General features: G+C 72.0%; 19 protein-coding genes. 18 read left to right on the top strand and 1 reads right to left on the bottom strand.

Features of this window, described 5'->3' with window-relative positions; all coding sequences use genetic code 11:
* Positions 1-73: 73 nt before the first annotated feature.
* The 15 genes from rpsD to nusB all read left to right on the top strand — a co-directional run bounded on the left by rpsD (position 74) and on the right by nusB (position 14,502).
* A complete protein-coding gene (gene rpsD, locus A3IG_RS0103565; RefSeq protein WP_018382170.1) occupies positions 74-685 on the top strand; it encodes a 30S ribosomal protein S4 in 612 nt (203 codons plus the stop codon).
* Between the two features lie 339 nt (positions 686-1,024).
* Positions 1,025-1,441: a DUF948 domain-containing protein gene (locus tag A3IG_RS0103560; protein ID WP_026219860.1), complete on the top strand. Its 417-nt coding sequence runs from the start codon at positions 1,025-1,027 to the stop codon at positions 1,439-1,441.
* Positions 1,442-1,449: 8 nt separating this feature from the next.
* Positions 1,450-1,785 carry a DUF6167 family protein gene (locus tag A3IG_RS0103555; RefSeq protein ID WP_018382168.1) on the top strand — a complete coding sequence of 112 codons (336 nt, stop codon included), beginning with the start codon at positions 1,450-1,452 and terminating at the stop codon, positions 1,783-1,785.
* On the top strand, positions 1,785-4,460 hold the full coding sequence (gene alaS / locus A3IG_RS0103550; protein ID WP_018382167.1) for an alanine--tRNA ligase: 2,676 nt from the start codon (positions 1,785-1,787) through the stop codon (positions 4,458-4,460). Before A3IG_RS0103555 ends, alaS begins: the two co-directional genes overlap by 1 nt.
* Positions 4,457-4,915 carry a Holliday junction resolvase RuvX gene (ruvX, locus tag A3IG_RS0103545; protein WP_018382166.1) on the top strand — a complete coding sequence of 153 codons (459 nt, stop codon included), beginning with the start codon at positions 4,457-4,459 and terminating at the stop codon, positions 4,913-4,915. Before alaS ends, ruvX begins: the two co-directional genes overlap by 4 nt.
* A 116-nt stretch (positions 4,916-5,031) precedes the next feature.
* Entirely contained in the window at positions 5,032-7,047 is a 2,016-nt protein-coding gene (gene mltG, locus A3IG_RS0103540; protein ID WP_018382165.1) for an endolytic transglycosylase MltG, read from the top strand.
* Positions 7,044-7,880, top strand: coding sequence for a shikimate dehydrogenase (locus A3IG_RS0103535; RefSeq protein WP_018382164.1), 837 nt, complete (start codon positions 7,044-7,046; stop codon positions 7,878-7,880). The genes mltG and A3IG_RS0103535 overlap by 4 nt, the downstream gene beginning before the upstream one ends.
* Before the next feature lie 183 nt (positions 7,881-8,063).
* Complete coding sequence (aroC, locus tag A3IG_RS0103530; protein ID WP_026219859.1) at positions 8,064-9,248, top strand: chorismate synthase; 1,185 nt, start codon at positions 8,064-8,066, stop codon at positions 9,246-9,248.
* A complete protein-coding gene (locus A3IG_RS0103525; RefSeq protein ID WP_018382162.1) occupies positions 9,245-9,802 on the top strand; it encodes a shikimate kinase in 558 nt (185 codons plus the stop codon). Before aroC ends, A3IG_RS0103525 begins: the two co-directional genes overlap by 4 nt.
* Positions 9,803-9,809: 7 nt before the next feature.
* Entirely contained in the window at positions 9,810-10,898 is a 1,089-nt protein-coding gene (aroB, locus tag A3IG_RS0103520) for a 3-dehydroquinate synthase (protein WP_018382161.1), read from the top strand.
* Positions 10,895-11,335, top strand: coding sequence for a type II 3-dehydroquinate dehydratase (aroQ, locus tag A3IG_RS0103515; protein ID WP_040910770.1), 441 nt, complete (start codon positions 10,895-10,897; stop codon positions 11,333-11,335). The genes aroB and aroQ overlap by 4 nt, the downstream gene beginning before the upstream one ends.
* Positions 11,336-11,420: 85 nt before the next feature.
* Positions 11,421-12,230, top strand: coding sequence for an AAA family ATPase (locus A3IG_RS0103510; RefSeq protein ID WP_407701006.1), 810 nt, complete (start codon positions 11,421-11,423; stop codon positions 12,228-12,230).
* Positions 12,231-12,336: 106 nt separating this feature from the next.
* Positions 12,337-13,440 carry an aminopeptidase P family protein gene (locus tag A3IG_RS0103505; RefSeq protein WP_018382158.1) on the top strand — a complete coding sequence of 368 codons (1,104 nt, stop codon included), beginning with the start codon at positions 12,337-12,339 and terminating at the stop codon, positions 13,438-13,440.
* Between the two features lie 64 nt (positions 13,441-13,504).
* Positions 13,505-14,071, top strand: a complete 567-nt coding sequence (gene efp, locus A3IG_RS0103500; RefSeq protein ID WP_018382157.1) for an elongation factor P — start codon at positions 13,505-13,507, stop codon at positions 14,069-14,071.
* 2 nt (positions 14,072-14,073) lie between these two features.
* Positions 14,074-14,502, top strand: coding sequence for a transcription antitermination factor NusB (gene nusB, locus A3IG_RS0103495; protein WP_018382156.1), 429 nt, complete (start codon positions 14,074-14,076; stop codon positions 14,500-14,502).
* Positions 14,503-14,615: 113 nt separating this feature from the next.
* Here the strand turns inward: nusB and bldD are convergent, their stop codons facing one another.
* Positions 14,616-15,116: a transcriptional regulator BldD gene (gene bldD, locus A3IG_RS0103490; RefSeq protein WP_018382155.1), complete on the bottom strand. Its 501-nt coding sequence runs from the start codon at positions 15,114-15,116 to the stop codon at positions 14,616-14,618.
* Positions 15,117-15,462: 346 nt separating this feature from the next.
* Here bldD and pyrR point away from each other — a divergent pair, with 346 nt between their 5' ends.
* The 3 genes from pyrR to A3IG_RS28505 form a co-directional block, all read left to right on the top strand.
* Positions 15,463-16,053, top strand: coding sequence for a bifunctional pyr operon transcriptional regulator/uracil phosphoribosyltransferase PyrR (gene pyrR, locus A3IG_RS0103485; protein WP_018382154.1), 591 nt, complete (start codon positions 15,463-15,465; stop codon positions 16,051-16,053).
* A 265-nt stretch (positions 16,054-16,318) separates the two neighbouring features.
* Positions 16,319-17,347: an aspartate carbamoyltransferase catalytic subunit gene (locus A3IG_RS0103480; protein ID WP_018382153.1), complete on the top strand. Its 1,029-nt coding sequence runs from the start codon at positions 16,319-16,321 to the stop codon at positions 17,345-17,347.
* On the top strand, positions 17,344-17,882 hold a 539-nt coding region (locus tag A3IG_RS28505), incomplete at its 3' end, for an amidohydrolase family protein (protein ID WP_040910778.1). The genes A3IG_RS0103480 and A3IG_RS28505, both read left to right, overlap by 4 nt.

Genomic DNA, 17,882 nt, shown 5'->3' with positions numbered 1-17,882 from the left:
CTCGTGGGGTGGTGCCGATCTTCGAGAGCACGATCCTTGAGGCACGTCAACCCACTACGGAGGTTCCTTCCTCGTGAACCAGTCACGGCCAAAGGTCCGCAAGTCCCGAGCCCTTGGCATCCCGCTCACCCCGAAGGCGGTCAAGTACTTCGAGGCCCGCCCGTACCCGCCGGGTCAGCACGGTCGGGGTCGCAAGCAGAGCAGCGACTACAAGGTCCGACTGCTGGAGAAGCAGCGTCTGCGCGCTCAGTACGACATCAGTGAGACGCAGATGAGCCGTGCCTATGACCGCGCTCGGAAGGTCACTGGCAAGACCGGCGAAGCGCTGATCATCGAGCTTGAGCGCCGTCTGGACGCGCTCGTCCTGCGTTCCGGTATCGCCCGCACCATCTACCAGGCCCGGCAGATGGTCGTGCACGGCCACATCGAGGTCAACGGACGCAAGGTGGACCGGCCGTCGTTCCGGCTCCGTCCCGGCGACGTGGTCATGGTCCGGGAGCGCAGCCGGGAGAAGCACCCGTTCCAGGTGGCCCGCGAGGGTGGCTACGCCGGTGAGGGCGAGACCCCGAGGTACCTCGAGGTCAACCTCAAGGCGCTGGCGTTCCGCCTGGACCGCGACCCGAACCGTCGGGAGATCCCGGTGATCTGCGACGAGCAGCTCGTCGTCGAGTACTACGCACGCTGATCCACGGGCTGGCCCGCCGGCGTCCCGCCGACCACGTTCGGCAGGGGCGACGGCGGGCCTTGCTCGTCCCCGCGTGCCGCAAAGCCGGTGGGGTCCGCCGGTGCCGGCGCGATAAGGTCAGTGTCTGCTGGCCGTGCACGCGGACCGGGTGGGCCCGCCGGGCGGGGGCCTCGCGGGGCACCGGGCGAGCCCTGTCCCCGGGCCGCGACACCGCGGGGCGTGGCTCGCGCGGACCCGTCCGCGGGCCCGTCCTGGGGCCCGGTCCACCGAGCCCGACCACGCCGACGTCCGGCGGGACCGCATCCGTCAGGGCCGACAATCCACGAGGGAGCGCGCAACGTGTCCGCAGGTCAGGTGGCAGGGTTGGTGGTCGCCGGGTTCTGGGCCGTCCTGGTGGTCTTCCTCGCCGTGGTCCTGGTGCGGGTCGCCCGGGTGCTCCGGCAGACGGCCAGGCTGGTCAGCGGCATCGCCGACCAGACCGTTCCGTTGCTCGGCGAGGCCGCGGTGACGCTGCGGCGCACCGGGGTCCAGTTGGAGCGCGTCGACTCGATCACCGCCGACGTCAAGCAGGTCACCGCCAACGCCTCCGCGCTCTCCGCCACGGTCAACGCGGCCCTCGGCGGGCCGCTGGTCAAGGTGGCGGCGTTCGGCCACGGGGTGCGTCGGGCCAGCCAGGCCGCCCGCGGGCGGCAGGAGTCCACCAAGCCGCGGGGTGCGCTCGGCAGCGGCCAGCAGCCCCGCCGACCGAAGGGCTGAGGAACACAGTGCTAGGCCGCCTGTTCTGGCTCGCCGCTGGAGCCGCGGTGGGTGCCTGGGGGACCACCAAGGTCAACCGGGCGGCCCGTCGTCTGACCCCGGAGGGCCTCACGGAAACCGCGGTCGGCCGCGCCGCGCAGGTCGGCGACCGGATGCGCACGTTCGTGTCCGACGTCCGCGTCGGCATGGCCGAGCGCGAGGAAGAGCTGAACCACACCCTCGGCAGATCGAGCCAGGGTGCCTACGTCATCCGTCCGGGGACGCCGGACCGGGCCCTGCCGGCCCCCGGGCACGACGTTCCCCGTCCCCACCCGCAGCTTCACGACTGGAAAGAGGGCCACTGATGGAGTCGGCAGAGATCCGCCGCCGCTGGCTGCGCTTCTTCGAGGAGCGCGGGCACACCGTCGTGCCGTCCGCATCGCTCATCGCCGACGACCCGACGCTGCTGCTGGTGCCCGCGGGCATGGTGCCGTTCAAGCCCTACTTCCTCGGTGAGGTCACTCCTCCGTTCCCCCGCGCGGTCAGCGTGCAGAAGTGCGTGCGGACCCCGGACATCGAGGAGGTCGGCAAGACCACGAGGCACGGCACGTTCTTCCAGATGTGCGGCAACTTCTCCTTCGGTGACTACTTCAAGGAGGGGGCCATCAAGCTCGCCTGGGAGCTGATGACGCTCCCGGTCGACGAGGGCGGGTACGGCCTGGACCCGGAACGGTTGTGGATCACCGTCTTCGAGCGGGACGACGAGGCCGAGCGGATCTGGCGGGACGTGATCGGGGTGCCGGCGGAGCGCATCCAGCGTCTCGGCATGGGGCCCAACTTCTGGTCCATGGGCGTGCCGGGCCCGTGCGGCCCCTGTTCGGAGATCTCCTACGACCGCGGTCCCGAGTTCGGCGTCGAGGGCGGCCCCGCCGTCAACGACGAGCGGTACGTGGAACTGTGGAACCTCGTCTTCATGCAGTACGAGCGCGGGCCGGGTGAGGGCAAGGAGGACTTCCCGATCCTCGGCGAGCTGCCGGCCAAGAACATCGACACCGGGCTCGGTTTCGAACGCCTGGCGATGGTGCTCCAGGGCGTGCGGAACATGTACGAGATCGACACCAGCCGGATGATCATCGATCGGGCCGCCGAGCTGACCGGCTGCGCCTACGGCGACGCCGAGGGCTCGGACGTGTCCCTGCGGGTGGTCGCCGACCACATCCGCACCTCGGTCATGCTCATCGGGGACGGGGTCACCCCGGGCAACGAGGGCCGGGGCTACGTGCTGCGCCGGATCATGCGCCGGGCCATCCGCAACATGCGGCTGCTGGGTGCCACCGGCCCCACCGTGCGGGAGCTGGTCGAGGTCACGGTCAAGGCGATGGGACCGCAGTACCCCGAGCTGCACGAGGAGCACCAGCGGATCGAGACGGTGGCGGCGGCCGAGGAGGCGTCGTTCCTCGAGCGGCTGAAGACCGGAACCGCCATCCTGGACGGGGCGGTCACCGAGACCCGCCGGGCCGGCGGCACCGTCCTGCCCGGCGAGAAGGCGTTCCTGCTCCACGACACGTGGGGCTTCCCCATCGACCTCACCCTGGAGATGGCGGCCGAGCAGGGCCTGGCCGTCGACGAGGAGGGGTTCCGCCGGCTGATGAAGGAGCAGCGGGAACGGGCCAAGGCGGACTCCCGCGCCAAGAAGCTGGGCCACGCGGACCTGTCGGCGTACCGGGAGGTCGCTGACCGTTCCGGCACCACCGTCTTCACCGGCTACTCGGCCACCGAGGGCGAGGCCAACGTGGTCGGGCTCGTGGTCGACGGGTTGCCGGCCCCGGCCGCCCGGGAGGGCGACGAGGTCGAGGTGGTGTTGGACCGCACCCCCTTCTACGCGGAGGGCGGCGGGCAACTCGCCGACACCGGCCGGATCAGGCTGGACAACGGCGCGGTGGTCCAGGTCCGCGACGTGCAGCAGCCGGTCCCCGGGGTGAGCGTGCACAAGGGCGTGGTCCAGGTCGGCGAGGTCACCGTCGGTGCGGCGGCCCACGCGCAGATCGACGGCTCCCGCCGGCGGGCCATCGCCCGGGCGCACAGCGCCACCCACCTCACCCACCGGGCGCTGCGCGACGCGCTGGGCCCGACCGCGGCGCAGGCCGGGTCGGAGAACTCCCCCGGTCGGTTCCGCTTCGACTTCGGCTCCCCGAGCGCCGTTCCGCGGACCGTGCTCAACGACGTGGAACAGAAGATCAACGAGGTGCTCGCCCGTGAGCTCGACGTCACCGCTGAGGTCATGAGCATGGCGGAAGCCAAGCAGCAGGGGGCGATCGCGGAGTTCGGCGAGAAGTACGGCGAGCGGGTCCGAGTGGTCAGCATCGGCGACTACTCCAAGGAACTGTGCGGAGGCACCCACGTGCACAACACCGCGCAGCTCGGCCTGGTCAAGCTGCTCGGCGAGTCCTCCATCGGCTCCGGGGTGCGCCGGGTGGAGGCGTTGGTGGGCGTGGACGCCTACCGTTTCCTGGCCCGGGAGCACACCGTGGTCTCGCAGCTCACCGACCTGCTCAAGGGGAGCCGTCCGGAGGAGCTGCCCGAGCGGATCTCCGGGGTGCTCGGACGGCTGAGGGACGCCGAGAAGGAGATCGAGAAGTTCCGCGCCGAGAAGGTGCTCAGCCAGGCCGCGGGCCTCGCCCAGCAGGCCGAGGACGTGGCCGGGGTGGCGCTGGTGACGACCCGCGTCGCGGACGGCACCTCCGGGGACGACCTGCGCAGGCTGGTGCTCGACGTGCGCGGTCGGTTGGCCGGGCGCCCGGCCGTGGTGGCCGCGTTCACGGTCACCGGTGACCGCCCACTGGTGGTCGTGGCGACCAACGAGGCGGCCAGGGAGCGCGGGCTCAAGGCCGGCGAGCTGGTGCGCGCCACCGCGAAGACGTTCGGTGGTGGTGGCGGGGGCAAGGACGACGTGGCGCAGGGCGGCGGGAGCAAACCCGACGCGGTGCCGCAGGCCATGGACGCGTTCCAGCGGCTGGTGGCCGAGCGTGCGGGCCGATGAGGCGGGGGCGCCGCCTCGGGGTTGACGTCGGGGACGCCCGGATCGGGGTCGCCTCCTGCGACCCCGACGGGTTGCTGGCCACACCCGTGGAGACGGTTCGGGCCAGGCAGGGCGCCCTGGCCCGGATCGTTGCGCTGGCCGCTGAGTACGAGGTGGTGGAGGTCGTGGTCGGGCTCCCCCGTTCGTTGAACGGGCGGGAGGGTCCGGCGGCGGCCAAGGTCCGCGCGTTCGCCGTGTCGTTGGCCCGGCTGCTGGCACCGGTGCCGGTACGACTGGTGGATGAGCGGATGAGCACCGTCAGCGCCACCCAGGGCCTGCGTGCCTCCGGCGTGCGCTCGAAGAAGGGTCGCTCGGTGGTGGACCAGGCGGCTGCGGTGGTGATCCTGCAGAGCGCGCTGGAGGCCGAGCGGGTGTCCGGGCGTCCCCCGGGGGAGTGCGTCGAGGTGGTTGTCTGATCGAGGTACGGTAGCGTTCGCGCGGGGGGGTGACTACCCGTAAGGGCGCTCACTCGAACGCTGGTGCGACAACCGGGCCGGGTCGTGAGTGCCGCCATCCCGGTGATAGGGGATAGATGACTGACCTTGGCCGGGGCTCCGGGGCCGATCCGTGGTATCCGGAGGATCCCCTCCACGGTGACCAGCAGTGGACCGGACACGGAGCGCCCTCCGATGACTGGAACGCTCAGGGGGCCACCGCAGACCAGACGCACCACCCGCACACACCCCCCGAGGCCCAGTACCCACAGGGCCAGTCGTTCCACTCCGGGGAGTACGGGAGTCAGGGTTGGGCCGCGCAGTCCGGGGATCACTCGTCGACCGGGGGCGGCGCGTACCACGAGGACCCGTACGGCGGTTCGTACCCGCAGCAGGACCCGTACGCCCAGCAGTCCTCGTACCCCCAGCAGTCCTCGTACCCGCAGCAGGACCCGTACGCCCAGCAGGAGCCGCACCCCCAGCACACCTCGTACCCGCAGCAGGACCCGTACGCCTCCCAGGACCCGTACGGAACCGGTGACCCGCTGGGCGGCGGCTACTACTCCGACCCCTACGTGCAGCCGCACCCCGGCTCCCACCCGGGGGACCCCGGCGGGATGGCGCCCGGTGGCTATCCCGACCCGCACCACGGCCCCGGTGGCGGCCAGCAGGAGCACCCGGGGGGGTACCCGTTTCCGCAGCCGGGGGCACACCCGGCCCAGGCCGCGCACCACGACCCCGGCCACGACCCCCACCAGGGCCAGGGCGCCCCCTACCCCGGGGGCCAGCCCCACCCCGGCCAGCACCCCCACCACCCGGGCGAGCCCCACGGGGGCGGGTTCCCCGGCGGCGACCCGAGCGCGTCCCCCGGTGCCCCCCGGCAGGAACGGCAACCCGGCCCAGCGGAACCGGACGGCCGGTCCGACGGCGGGACCGGCGGCCCCGCGGACGACGAGGAGGAGCGCCACCCCTTCTTCTCCGACGACGGGGACTCCCGGGCCGACGACGACCACGACTCCGACGACGACTCCGGCGGCCGGAACAAGAACCGCAAGCCGAAGAAGCGCCGGAGCGGCTGTGCCTGCCTCGTGGTGGCGCTGGTCCTCGGCGGAGTGGTGGCGACCGCCGGCTACTCCGGCTACAAGTTCTGGGACAGCCGTTTCGGCGATCCGCCGGACTTCTCGGGCCAGGGCTCGGGCGACGTGGAGGTGGAGATCCCGGAGGGTGCGGGCGCCACCGACATCGGCAACATCCTCCATGACAAGGGCGTGATCAAGAGCGTCCGGGCGTTCACCGAGGAGGCCAACGCCAACCCCAAGTCGCAGTCCATCCAGCCGGGCGTCTACATGGTCCGCAAGAAGATGTCCGCCGCCGCGGCCATGGGCATCCTGACCAACCCCAAGAACCTCAACGCCCTCACCATCCCCGAGGGACGCCGCGCCACCTGGATCTACGCAGAGATCGACAAGCGGCTGAAGCTCAAGACCGGCACCACCGAGGAGATCGCGAGGAACACCGACCTGGGTCTGCCCGCCTACGCCGAGGGCAACCCGGAAGGCTTCCTGTTCCCGTCCCGGTACGCGGTGGGCAAGAGCACCAAGCCCGCCGACCTGCTCAGGGAGATGGTGGACCGCGCCGAGAAGGAGTACGCCAAGGACAACCTCGAGGAGGCGGGCCGCAAGGTCGGGCGGAGCCCCTACGAGATCATCATCCTGGCCAGCATCGTCCAGGCGGAGGCCCAGGAGGACAAGGACTTCGGCAAGGTCTCCCGGGTCATGTACAACCGGCTGAACACCGACGCCACCATGGGCAAGCTCCAGATGGACTCCACGGTCAACTACGCCCTCAACCGCAGTACCCTCGACGTCACGGTGGACGACACCAGCGTGGACAGTCCGTACAACACCTACGAGCACCCCGGGTTGCCCCCCGCGCCCATCGGCAACCCCGGGCACCAGGCGATCGAGGCGGCGGCCAACCCGCCGGAGGGCGACTGGGTGTACTTCGTCACCGTCAAACCCGGGGACACCCGGTTCGCCGCCACCATCGAGGAGCACAACAAGAACGTGGAGGAGTTCAACAAGTACCGGCGTGAGCACGGGGACGACGGGTGACCGACGCCCGCCGCGCGGCGGTGCTCGGCTCACCGATCGCCCACTCGCTCTCCCCGGCACTGCACCGCGCCGCCTACGCCGACCTGGGCCTCACCGAATGGACCTACGACCGGTTCGAGGTGGACGAGGCGGGGTTGCCGGACTTCCTGCGGAGCCTGGAGCCGGAGCGCCAGCGGTGGGCGGGACTGTCCCTGACCATGCCGCTCAAGCGGGCGGTGATCCCGCTGCTGGACGAGGTCAGCCCGACCGCACGGGCGGTGCACGCGGTGAACACAGTGGTCTTCACCGAGGACGGGCGCCTGGTCGGTGACAACACCGACGTCCCGGGCCTGGTCGCCGCGCTCGACGAACGCGGCGTGACCCGGGTCGACTCCGCGGCGGTGCTCGGCGCCGGGGCCACCGCCTCCTCCGCGGTGGCCGCGCTCGGCCGGGTCTGTACCGGAGAGGTCCTGGTGTACGTCCGCGGCCCCGGGCGAGCCGCGGAGCTGCGGGAGCTCGGGGAGCGCCTCGGCGTAGCGGTCAGGCCCGTCCCCTGGGAGCGCGCGGCGACGGCGTTCGCCGCGGAGCTGGTGGTCAGCACCGTTCCTGCCGGGGCGGCCGACGCGCTGTCCGCCGCGGTGCCCGACCGGCCCGGGACGCTCTTCGACGTGCTCTACCACCCCTGGCCCACGCCCCTCGCCGCGGCCTGGTCGGTCCGCGGCGGCACCGTGGTCGGCGGCCTCGACCTGCTGGTGCACCAGGCGGTCCTCCAGGTGGAGCGGATGACCGGCTGTCGTCCGGCCCCGCTGGCCGCCATGCGCAGGGCCGGCGAGGAGGCACTGGCCGGACGGTGAGCCCCGGTGTCGCCCAGCCCGCTCCGCCGCGGGTCCGGGTCTCCCGCGGGTCCCCACACCCCGACCCGGGTCCCGGTCCGTTCCGTAGGCTGGACGGCGGACCGTCGGCGGACCGGGTCGTGGAAGGATCTGCCTGGGTCTGGTCACCGGGCCGGCCCGGGGCCGCGAGGGTAAGGAGCACTGTTGAGCAGGTTGCGCTGGCTGACCGCGGGGGAGTCCCATGGCCCCGCACTCGTCGCGACGCTTGAGGGACTGCCCGCGGGAGTGCCGATCACCACGGACATGGTGGCGGACGCCCTGGCCAGGCGGCGGCTCGGCTACGGCCGCGGTGCCCGGATGAAGTTCGAGCGGGACGAGGTCACCTTCCTCGGCGGCGTCCGCCACGGCCTGACCCTGGGCGGCCCGATCGCCCTGACGATCAAGAACACCGAGTGGCCCAAGTGGGAGAAGGTGATGGCGGCCGACCCGGTCGACCCCGAGGAGCTCGCCGAGCTCGCCCGCAACGCCCCGCTCACCCGCCCCCGCCCGGGTCACGCCGACCTGGCCGGGATGCAGAAGTACGGGTTCGACGAGGCCCGCCCGGTGCTGGAGCGGGCCAGCGCCCGGGAGACCGCGGCCCGGGTGGCACTCGGCGCGGTGGCCAGCTCGTACCTGCGGCACACCACCGGGATCGAGATCGTCAGCCATGTGGTGGAGCTCGGCGGGGCCAGCGCGCCGCGCGGCGTCCACCCCCTGCCCGCTGACGTGGAACGGCTCGACGCCGACCCCGTGCGCTGCCTGGACCGGGAGGCGTCCGAAGCCATGGTCGGGGTGATCGACCAGGCACACAAGGACGGGGACACCCTCGGGGGCGTGGTCGAGGTGCTGGCCTACGGCGTCCCCGTCGGGCTGGGGTCACACGTGCACTGGGACCGACGTTTGGACTCCCGTCTCGCCGGGGCGCTGATGGGCATCCAGGCGATCAAGGGCGTCGAGGTCGGCGACGGTTTCGAACTGGCCAGGACGCCCGGTTCGCGGGCCCACGACGAGATCGAGCCCACACCCACCGGGCTGCGGCGCAGGTCGGGCAGGTCCGGAGGCACCGAGGGCGGCCTGTCCACCGGGGAACTGCTGCGGGTGCGGGCCGCGATGAAGCCGATCGCCACCGTCCCGCGGGCGTTGGCCACCGTGGACGTCGTCACCGGGGAACCAGCCAGGGCGCACCACCAGCGCTCCGACGTCTGCGCGGTCCCGGCCGCCGGCATCGTGGCCGAGGCGATGGTCGCCCTGGTGCTCGCCGACGCCGTGGCGGAGAAGTTCGGCGGCGACTCGGTCGCCGAGACCCGGCGGAACGTCGTCAGCTACCTCGAGCACCTGGTGGTCAGGTGAGCGACCCGACTCCGCCACAGCGACCCGCCCCCGTCGCCGTCCTGGTCGGTCCGCCGGGCGCGGGCAAGACCACCGTCGGCAGGATCCTCGCCGAGTGGCTCGAGGTGACCTTCCGCGACACCGACGCGGACGTCGAGGCCGCGGCGGGCAAACCGATCCCCGAGATCTTCATCGACGAGGGCGAGCCGCGCTTCCGCGAGCTGGAGCGGCAGGCGGTGCAGGACGCCCTGGCCAAGCACACCGGGGTCCTGGCCCTCGGCGGCGGAGCCGTGCTGGACGGCGGCACCCGGGCCCTGCTGGCCCCTGCCCCGGTGGTCTTCCTCGACGTGGCGCCCGGCGACGCGGTCCGCAGGGTCGGGCTGGACGCCCCCCGACCGCTGCTGATCGGCAACCCCAGGACCCGGTGGCGCGAGTTGATGGAACAGCGCCGTCCGCTGTACACCGAGGTCGCCTCGGCGGTGGTGAGCACCCAGGGGCGCGCCCCTGAGGACGTCGCCGAGGCGGTGGCCAGGGCGCTCGACCTGCCCTGCGTCTCCGACCGCCCTACCAAGTGAGGAACACATGACCGACACCCCCGTCCGGATCCAGGTCGGCGGCACCGCGGGCACCGCTCCCTACGAGGTCCTGGTCGGCCACCACCTGCTGGACGAGCTGCCCAAGCTGGTGGGGGGCGCCCACCGGGTCGCGGTGATCCACCCGGAGGCGCTGACCACGGCCGGAGAGGCCGTCCGGGACGAGCTGGCCGCCCGGGGCCACCAGGCCGTGCTGATCCAGGTGCCCAACGCGGAGGAGGCCAAGACGGCGGAGGTCGCCGCCTACTGCTGGAAGGCCCTGGGACAGACCGGGTTCACCCGCAGTGACATGGTCGTGGGGGTGGGCGGCGGCGCCACCACCGACCTGGCCGGCTTCGTCGCGGCCACCTGGCTGCGCGGGGTCCGCTGGGTGGCGGTGCCGACCACCCTGCTCGGCATGGTGGACGCCGCGGTCGGCGGGAAGACCGGTATCAACACCGCCGAGGGCAAGAACCTGGTGGGTGCGTTCCACCCGCCGGCCGGTGTGCTCGCGGACCTGGCGGCCCTGGAGTCGCTGCCGGTCAACGACTACGTGGCGGGTCTCGCGGAGGTCATCAAGGCCGGGTTCATCGCCGACCCGGAGATCCTCCGACTGGTCGAGCAGGACCCCGGGGCAGCCCGCACCCCGTCCGGCGCGCACACCGCGGAACTGGTCGAACGGGCCGTCCGGGTCAAGGCCGAAGTCGTGTCCGCGGACCTGAAGGAGTCCGGGCCGCGGGAGATCCTCAACTACGGGCACACCCTGGGGCACGCCATCGAACGTGCCGAGCGCTACCGCTGGCGGCACGGCGCCGCGGTCAGCGTGGGCATGGTCTACGCCGCCGAACTGGGACGGTTGGCCGGGCGCCTGGACGACGCCACGGCGGACCGGCACCGTGCGGTGCTGGAGTCGGTGGGCCTGCCGCTCACCTACCGTGCCGACGCCTGGCCGGCGCTGCTCGAGACCATGCGGGTGGACAAGAAGTCCCGCGCGGACCAGCTCAGGTTCGTGGTGCTCGACGGCCTTGCCAAGCCGGCGATCCTCACCGCCCCGGACCCGTCCTTGCTGGTTGCCGCCTACCAGGAAGTCGCCAAGTGACGAATCACACACGTGTTTTGGTGCTGAACGGACCGAACCTGGGGCGGCTGGGCAGCCGCGAGCCGGACGTGTACGGGGCCACCTCCTACGCGGGGCTGGTGGAGCAGTGCACCGCGCTCGGCGAGGAGCTCGGCCTCGCCGTCGAGGTCCGGGAGACCAACGACGAGGGCGAGCTGATCCGCTGGCTCCACGAGGCCGCCGACGAGCGGATTCCCGTGGTGCTCAACCCCGGGGCGTTCACCCACTACTCCTACGGGATGCGGGACGCGGCGGCCCAGCGGACCGCCCCGCTGATCGAGGTGCACATCTCCAACCCGCACGCCCGGGAGGAGTTCCGGCACACCTCCGTGGTGGCCTCGGTGGCCACCGGGACCGTCGCGGGGTTCGGCATCGGTTCCTACCGGCTCGCCCTTCGCGCCCTCGCGGATGAGCTATAAAGACTCCTGACCGGCCAACACGGTGGGGGAACCCGCCTTGCGGGACACGGTTCGAAGGCGAGTGCACGGGCTGCCCGGGGGGAGGGTGCCGTGCCACGGAAGACAGAGTGGGGCCGAGATGCAACATGCTGGGGTGCCGATGCCCCCGCCGCCCGGCGTTCCGCCAGGACGTGCCGGAGCTCGGGGGACGCCCGGCACCGGCTATCCGGGCCAGGGGAGCCCGCCGGTGCCGCCGCCGGCGCAGCAGCCCACCGGCAGCACCGGGCACTTCCCGCTGCCGCCGTCCAGTCCGGTCCCCGTGCCCCAGGCCGCCGCGCAACCGCCGTCGGTGTCCACCTCCGCACCGATCGCCGTGCTGCTGATAGGACCGGCGGGGGCCGGTAAGACCACCATCGCGCGCCGGTGGGCGGACACCCGTCCCGTGCCCACGGCCCACATCAGCCTCGACGACGTCCGGGAGTGGGTCAGGTCCGGCTTCGCCGACCCGCAGTCCGGCTGGAACGAGAACTCCGAGGCCCAGTACCGCCTCGCCCGCCGCACCTGTGGCTTCGCAGCCCGGAACTTCCTCGCCAACGCCATCTCCTGCATCATCGACGACGCGGTCTTCCCGGACCGCCCGGTGGTGGGCCTCGGCGGCTGGAAACGCCACGTCGGGCCGGGGTTGCTGCCGGTGGTCCTCCTCCCCGGCCTTGAGGTGGTCCTGGCCCGCAACGCCGAGCGCAGCGGCAACCGTCGGCTGTCCGACGAGGAGGTGGCCCGCATCCACGGGCGGATGGCCGGCTGGTACGGCTCCGGTCTGCCGATCATCGACAACTCCACGCTCGACGTCTCCGCCGCGGCCGAGGCGCTGGACCGGGTGGTCGCCCGGAGCATGGTGGGGCCCCCGGTCTGGTAGGCCCTCGTCAGGAGGTGCGGCCCGTCAGGGCCACCGTTGCCAGCCGGACACCCCGAGTGGCCCCTCCGGGTGGGCCGCCGGACCCGATGCCGCTTACGCTCGCCGTATGTCCGAGGTCCACGCGGCTCGGCGGGCGAGGCTGCGCGAGCGCTGCACGGCGGGCGGCTGCGCCGCCCTGGTCTCCCGGGCGGCCAACGTCCGCTACCTGACCGACGGCGCGCCACCCGGGGCGGCCCTGCTGCTGGCCCCCGACCACGACGTGCTGGTGTTGCCCCGGGAGCCCTGGGCGGAGCCTGAGCGGGGCTGGCCCCCCGAAGGGGTGGAACAGGTGGTGCTGCCGTCCGCGGACGGTGACTGCGCGGTCGCCGCCGCGGAGCTGGCCGACAGGATCGGCGTGCAGGGCCTCGCCGTGGAGGAACACCACCTCACCGTCGCCCGGCACCGGGAGCTGGCCAGGGCGGCCCCGCGGCTCAGGCTCACCGATCTGGACCGGGCCGTCGAGCAGTTGAGGCTGGTCAAGGAGGACGACGAGATCGCGGCGCTGCGGGTGGCCGCGGAGATCACCGACCACGCGCTGGGCGAGCTGCTGGAGTCGATCCTGGTCGGCAGGACCGAACGGCACCTCGCCCTGGAGCTGGAGCGCCGGCTGGTGGACCACGGCGCCGACTCGGCCGCGTTCCCCCCGCACGTCGGCACGGGACCCAACGCCGGCGCGCCCAACCACCACCCCGGGGACCGGCGGGTCGAGGAGGGCGACTTCCTCACGGTCTGCCTCGGCGCCTGCTACCGCGGGTACCGGTGCGAGGTGGGTCGCACCTTCGTCGTCGGCAGCGAGCCCGCGAGCTGGCAGATCGAGCTCTACGAGCTGGTTTTCGCCGCCCAGCGCGCCGGGAGGGAGGCGTTGGCCCCCGGAGCCGCGTACCGGGACGTGGACCGCGCGGTGCGGCAGGTGGTGGACCGGGCGGGCCACGGCGACCTGCTGGGGTCCTCGGTGGGCCACGGCGTCGGCCTGGAAATCCACGAAGACCCTCGGCTGTCGCCTGCGGCCGTGGGTAAACTGGACGCTTGTGTGCCGGTCACCGTCGAGCCCGGGGTCTACCTTCCGGGCCGGGGCGGCGTCCGGATCGACGACACACTCGTCGTCCGTCCTGTGACGGACGGCGGGCCCGAGCTACTCACCATCACGACCAAGGAGCTGCTCGCCCTGTAGGCCCGCGAGGGCGCGGGCGCGCCCCCTGGGTCCCCGAAGCAGCACTCCAGGAGATTCCGCAACCGTGGCATCCACGAACGACCTCAAGAACGGCATGGTGCTCAAGCTCGATGGCGGCCAGCTCTGGTCCGTGGTCGAGTTCCAGCACGTCAAGCCCGGCAAGGGCCCCGCCTTCGTCCGCACCAAGCTGAAGCACGTGCTCTCCGGCAAGGTCGTCGACAAGACCTTCAACGCCGGGGTGAAGGTGGAGACGGCGAACGTCGACAAGCGCGGCATGCAGTTCTCCTACAAGGACGGCTCCGACTTCGTCTTCATGGACACGGAGACCTTCGACCAGATCCACATCTCCCCCGACACCGTGGGCGACGCCGCGAACTACCTGCTCGAGGGGTTCGACGTGGTCGTGGCGATGTACGAGGGCAACCCCCTGTACGTCGAGCTGCCGGCCTCGGTCGAGCTGGTCATCGAGTACACCGAGCCGGGTGTCCAGGGTGACCGCTCCACCGGCGGCACCAAGCCGGCCCGGCTGGAGACCGGCTACGAGATCGGCGTCCCGCTGTTCATCACCACCGGCGAGAAGGTGAAGGTCGACACCCGCTCGGGTGAGTACCTCGGTCGGGTGAACAGCTAACCGTGGCTGCTCGCAACAAGGCCCGCAAGCGCGCCCTTCAGATCCTCTTCGAGGCTGACCAGCGCGGTGAGAAGCCGACCACGGTCATGGCGGACTGGATCCGGCACTCGCGGACCGACGACCGGCAGCCGCCGGTCACCGAGTACACGATGCAGCTCGTCGAGGGCTACGCGGAACACGCGACGCGGATCGACGAGCTGCTCGGCGCCTACTCCGTGGGCTGGACCCTGGACCGGATGCCGGTCGTGGACCGCAACGTGCTCCGCCTCGGCGCTTACGAGTTGCTGTGGGAGGACGAGGTGCCGGACGCCGTGGTGCTCGACGAGGCCGTCGAACTGGCCAAGGAGTTCTCCACGGACGAGTCACCGGCCTTCGTCAACGGTCTCCTCGGCCGCCTCAAGGAGCTCAAGCCCAGCCTTCGCCGGGACTGAATGACCGGTCCGTGCGCTGCTGGCCCCGCGCGGGCCGGCGCATCAGGAACAGCAGAGATCTCACCCTCCCGGGCCACCCGGGAGGGTGAGACGTTTCACCAGGGACGAATGCCTCAGCCCTCGTCCTGGGGGACCGCCCGGCGGGCGTCCGCGTCCAGGACGCCCCAGCTGATGAGCTGCTCGGTCAGCACCGAGGGCGACTGGTCGTAGATGACCGCGAGCGTCCGCAGGTCGTCCTGGCGGATGGAGAGCACCTTGCCGTTGTAGTCGCCGCGCTGGCTCTGGATCGTCGCGGCGTAGCGCTGCAGCGGGCCGGCCTTCTCCGGCGGCACCTGGGACAGGCGCTCGAGGTCGAGGACGAGCTTCGGCGGCGGCTCGGAGGCACCCGGGTAGGTGCTGCCGGGAAGCAGCTCCTGGACCGGAACCCCGTAGAAGTCCGCGAGCTCGGCGAGGCGCTGCACGGTGACGGCGCGGTCTCCCCGCTCGTAGGAGCCGACGACGACGGCCTTCCAGCGCCCCTGGGACTTCTCCTCGACACCGTGGAGGGACAGGCCCTGCTGGGTGCGGATGGCACGGAGCTTGGCCCCGAGCTGCTTGGCGTAGTCGCTGGACATATGGCTCCCCGGACGTGGTACTCGGCGATCATGGTCAACAATCCCGCGGTGGCCCGCCTGCCGGGACACCCCGTGCCCGGCGACCAGCGCGGTAACTCACTGTGAGGTTACGCAGCGTAATTTGGCTTCGTCAAGCCGAATGGTCCGACCGGGCCCCACGGACGCCGAGTCTGGCTTGTTCGCGCAGGTGTGCGGGCCTGCTCCACGGGGTCCTCCGGCCCTGCCGCCGCGGGGGGCGGTGGCGGGTGCGCGCCGGCCCCCTGGTACCGTGGCAGGGTAATCAGGCGTCCTTTAAGGCCCGTCCCGTGAGGCGGGGAAGGAGGTCCAGAACATGGTCCATGGAGACATGCTCCCAGGGGACGAAGTCCCTGGAGACGCGGTTCCCGGCCTGTCCTCGGCCCGGCCGGTGCTGGAAGCACCGGACATCGCGCGGGTGCTGACCCGCATCGCCCACGAGATCGTCGAGCGCGCCAAGGGCGCGGACGACGTGGTCCTGCTCGGCATCCCCACCCGGGGCGTGTTCCTCGCCCGGCGGCTCGCCGACAAGCTGGCGCAGATCAACGGCCGGGAGACCCCGGTCGGCTCCCTCGACATCACGATGTACCGCGACGACCTGCGCCTCGGCCCGCCGCGTGCGTTGGCGAGGACCGAGATCCCCGGTGACGGCATCGAGGGCCGACTGGTGGTCCTGGTGGACGACGTGCTCTTCTCCGGCCGCACCATCCGTGCGGCGCTCGACGCGCTCAACGACATCGGCCGGCCCCGAGCCGTCCAGCTCGCGGTCCTGGTCGACCGGGGGCACCGCGAGCTGCCGATCCGGGCCGACTACGTCGGCAAGAACCTGCCCACGTCGCTGCGCGAGACCGTGAAGGTCCTGCTGGCCGAACACGACGGCAGGGACGCCGTACTGCTCGGCGGCGTACCGGAACGCGGCTAGCCCCCGCGGGTCACCCCCGCCCGAGCCCCCGACCGCGGGCTCCGCGCGGCGCCCGGTCCGACACCCCGGCCCGGCGCGCTTGAACGGCCCCGTACCCACCCGGTGCCCCGGCGCGACACGCCGGAACTGGCCGCTCGACGCCCACCCGACGCCCACCCGTAACGTCCGGACCCTGACCCGCCCCGTCCGACGTGCCCGCCCGACGTCCCCGCGCCGAACCGTCCCGGCCGGTGCCCACGCCTGATGTCCCCGCCACGGAGTTCCTGTGAAGCACCACCTGATCTCGGCAGCCGACCTCACCCACGACGACGCCCTGCTCATCCTCGACACCGCGGAGGAGATGGCCCGCGTCGCCGACCGCCCCATCAAGAAGCTCCCCACCCTGCGGGGCCGTACCGTGGTGAACCTCTTCTTCGAGGATTCGACACGGACCCGGGTGTCGTTCGAGGCCGCGGCCAAACGGCTCTCCGCCGACGTGCTGAACTTCTCCGCCAAGGGGTCCTCGGTCTCCAAGGGCGAGTCGCTCAAGGACACCGCACTGACCCTGGAGGCGATGGGGACCGACGCGGTGGTCATCCGGCACCACGCCTCCGGCGCCCCGCACCGTCTGGCCCACTCCGGCTGGATCCGCGGCAGTGTGGTCAACGCCGGTGACGGCACCCACGAGCACCCCACCCAGGCCCTGCTGGACGCCTTCACCATGAGACGTCACCTCGCCGGGGCACCGGACGGCGGCCCGGTCTGGCACCGCGGACCCGGCGACGGCACCGGAAGGGACCTGGCCGGCCGGCGCGTGACCATCGTCGGTGACGTGCTGCACAGCCGGGTGGCCAGGTCCAACGTCCTGTTGCTGAGCACCCTGGGCGCCGAGGTGACCCTGGTGGCCCCGCCCACCCTGCTGCCCATCGGGGTGCAGAGCTGGCCCTGCGAGGTGTCCTTCGACCTCGACGCCGTGCTGCCCGCGTCCGACGCCGTGATGATGCTGCGGGTACAGCGGGAACGGATGAACGCGGCGTTCTTCCCGACCGAACGCGAGTACAGCCGCCGCTACGGGCTGGACGCCACCCGGATGGCGAAGCTGCCCGACCACGCCATCGTGATGCACCCCGGCCCGATGAACCGCGGCATGGAGATCGCCGCGGACGTCGCGGACTCCGTCCGCTCCACCGTCGTGGAACAGGTCAGCAACGGGGTCAGCGTCCGGATGGCCGTCCTTTACCTGCTGCTGGGGGGCGCGGAACCAGCGCTGCCCGGCACCGTCCCTTCCCACCACCGTTCCGAGGAGAGCAAGTGAGCCAGTCGAAATTCCTGATTCGTGGTGCGCGGGTGTTGGGGGGTGCGCCGCGGGATGTTCTGGTGGTGGGTGGTGTGGTGGCTGAGGTGGGTGTGGGTGTGTCGGCTGGTGGTTCGGGTGGTGGTGGTGTGCGGGTGGTGGATGCGGAGGGGTTGGTGTTGTTGCCGGGGTTGGTGGATTTGCATACGCATCTTCGGGAGCCGGGTCGGGAGGATGCGGAGACGGTGGCGACGGGGACGCGTGCGGCGGCGCGGGGTGGGTTTACGGCGGTGCATGCGATGGCGAATACGTTTCCGGTGGCGGATACGGCGGGTGTGGTGGAGCAGGTGTGGCGGTTGGGGCGGGAGTNGGGGTATTGCGATGTGCAGCCGGTGGGTGCGGTGACGGTGGGGTTGGAGGGGCGGCAGTTGGCGGAGTTGGGGGCGATGGCGGAGTCGGCTGCTGGGGTGCGGGTGTTTTCTGATGATGGTCGGTGTGTGGATGATGCGGTGATCATGCGGCGGGCGTTGGAGTATGTGCGGGCGTTTGGGGGTGT

This window comes from Wenjunlia vitaminophila DSM 41686 (genome assembly GCF_000380165.1).
Taxonomy (GTDB): Bacteria; Actinomycetota; Actinomycetes; order Streptomycetales; family Streptomycetaceae; genus Wenjunlia; species Wenjunlia vitaminophila.
The sequence above is the reverse complement of the archived record's forward strand: the minus strand, read 5'-3'. Positions and strand labels throughout refer to the sequence as shown.

Coding starts and splice junctions, on each gene's coding strand:
- aroB (WP_018382161.1), top strand. CDS start 9,810: ATGACCGACACCCCCGTCCGGATCCAGGTCGGCGGCACCGCGGGCACC.
- ruvX (WP_018382166.1), top strand. CDS start 4,457: ATGAGGCGGGGGCGCCGCCTCGGGGTTGACGTCGGGGACGCCCGGATC.
- pyrR (WP_018382154.1), top strand. CDS start 15,463: ATGCTCCCAGGGGACGAAGTCCCTGGAGACGCGGTTCCCGGCCTGTCC.
- mltG (WP_018382165.1), top strand. CDS start 5,032: ATGACTGACCTTGGCCGGGGCTCCGGGGCCGATCCGTGGTATCCGGAG.
- A3IG_RS0103505 (WP_018382158.1), top strand. CDS start 12,337: ATGTCCGAGGTCCACGCGGCTCGGCGGGCGAGGCTGCGCGAGCGCTGC.
- alaS (WP_018382167.1), top strand. CDS start 1,785: ATGGAGTCGGCAGAGATCCGCCGCCGCTGGCTGCGCTTCTTCGAGGAG.
- bldD (WP_018382155.1), bottom strand. CDS start 15,116: ATGTCCAGCGACTACGCCAAGCAGCTCGGGGCCAAGCTCCGTGCCATC.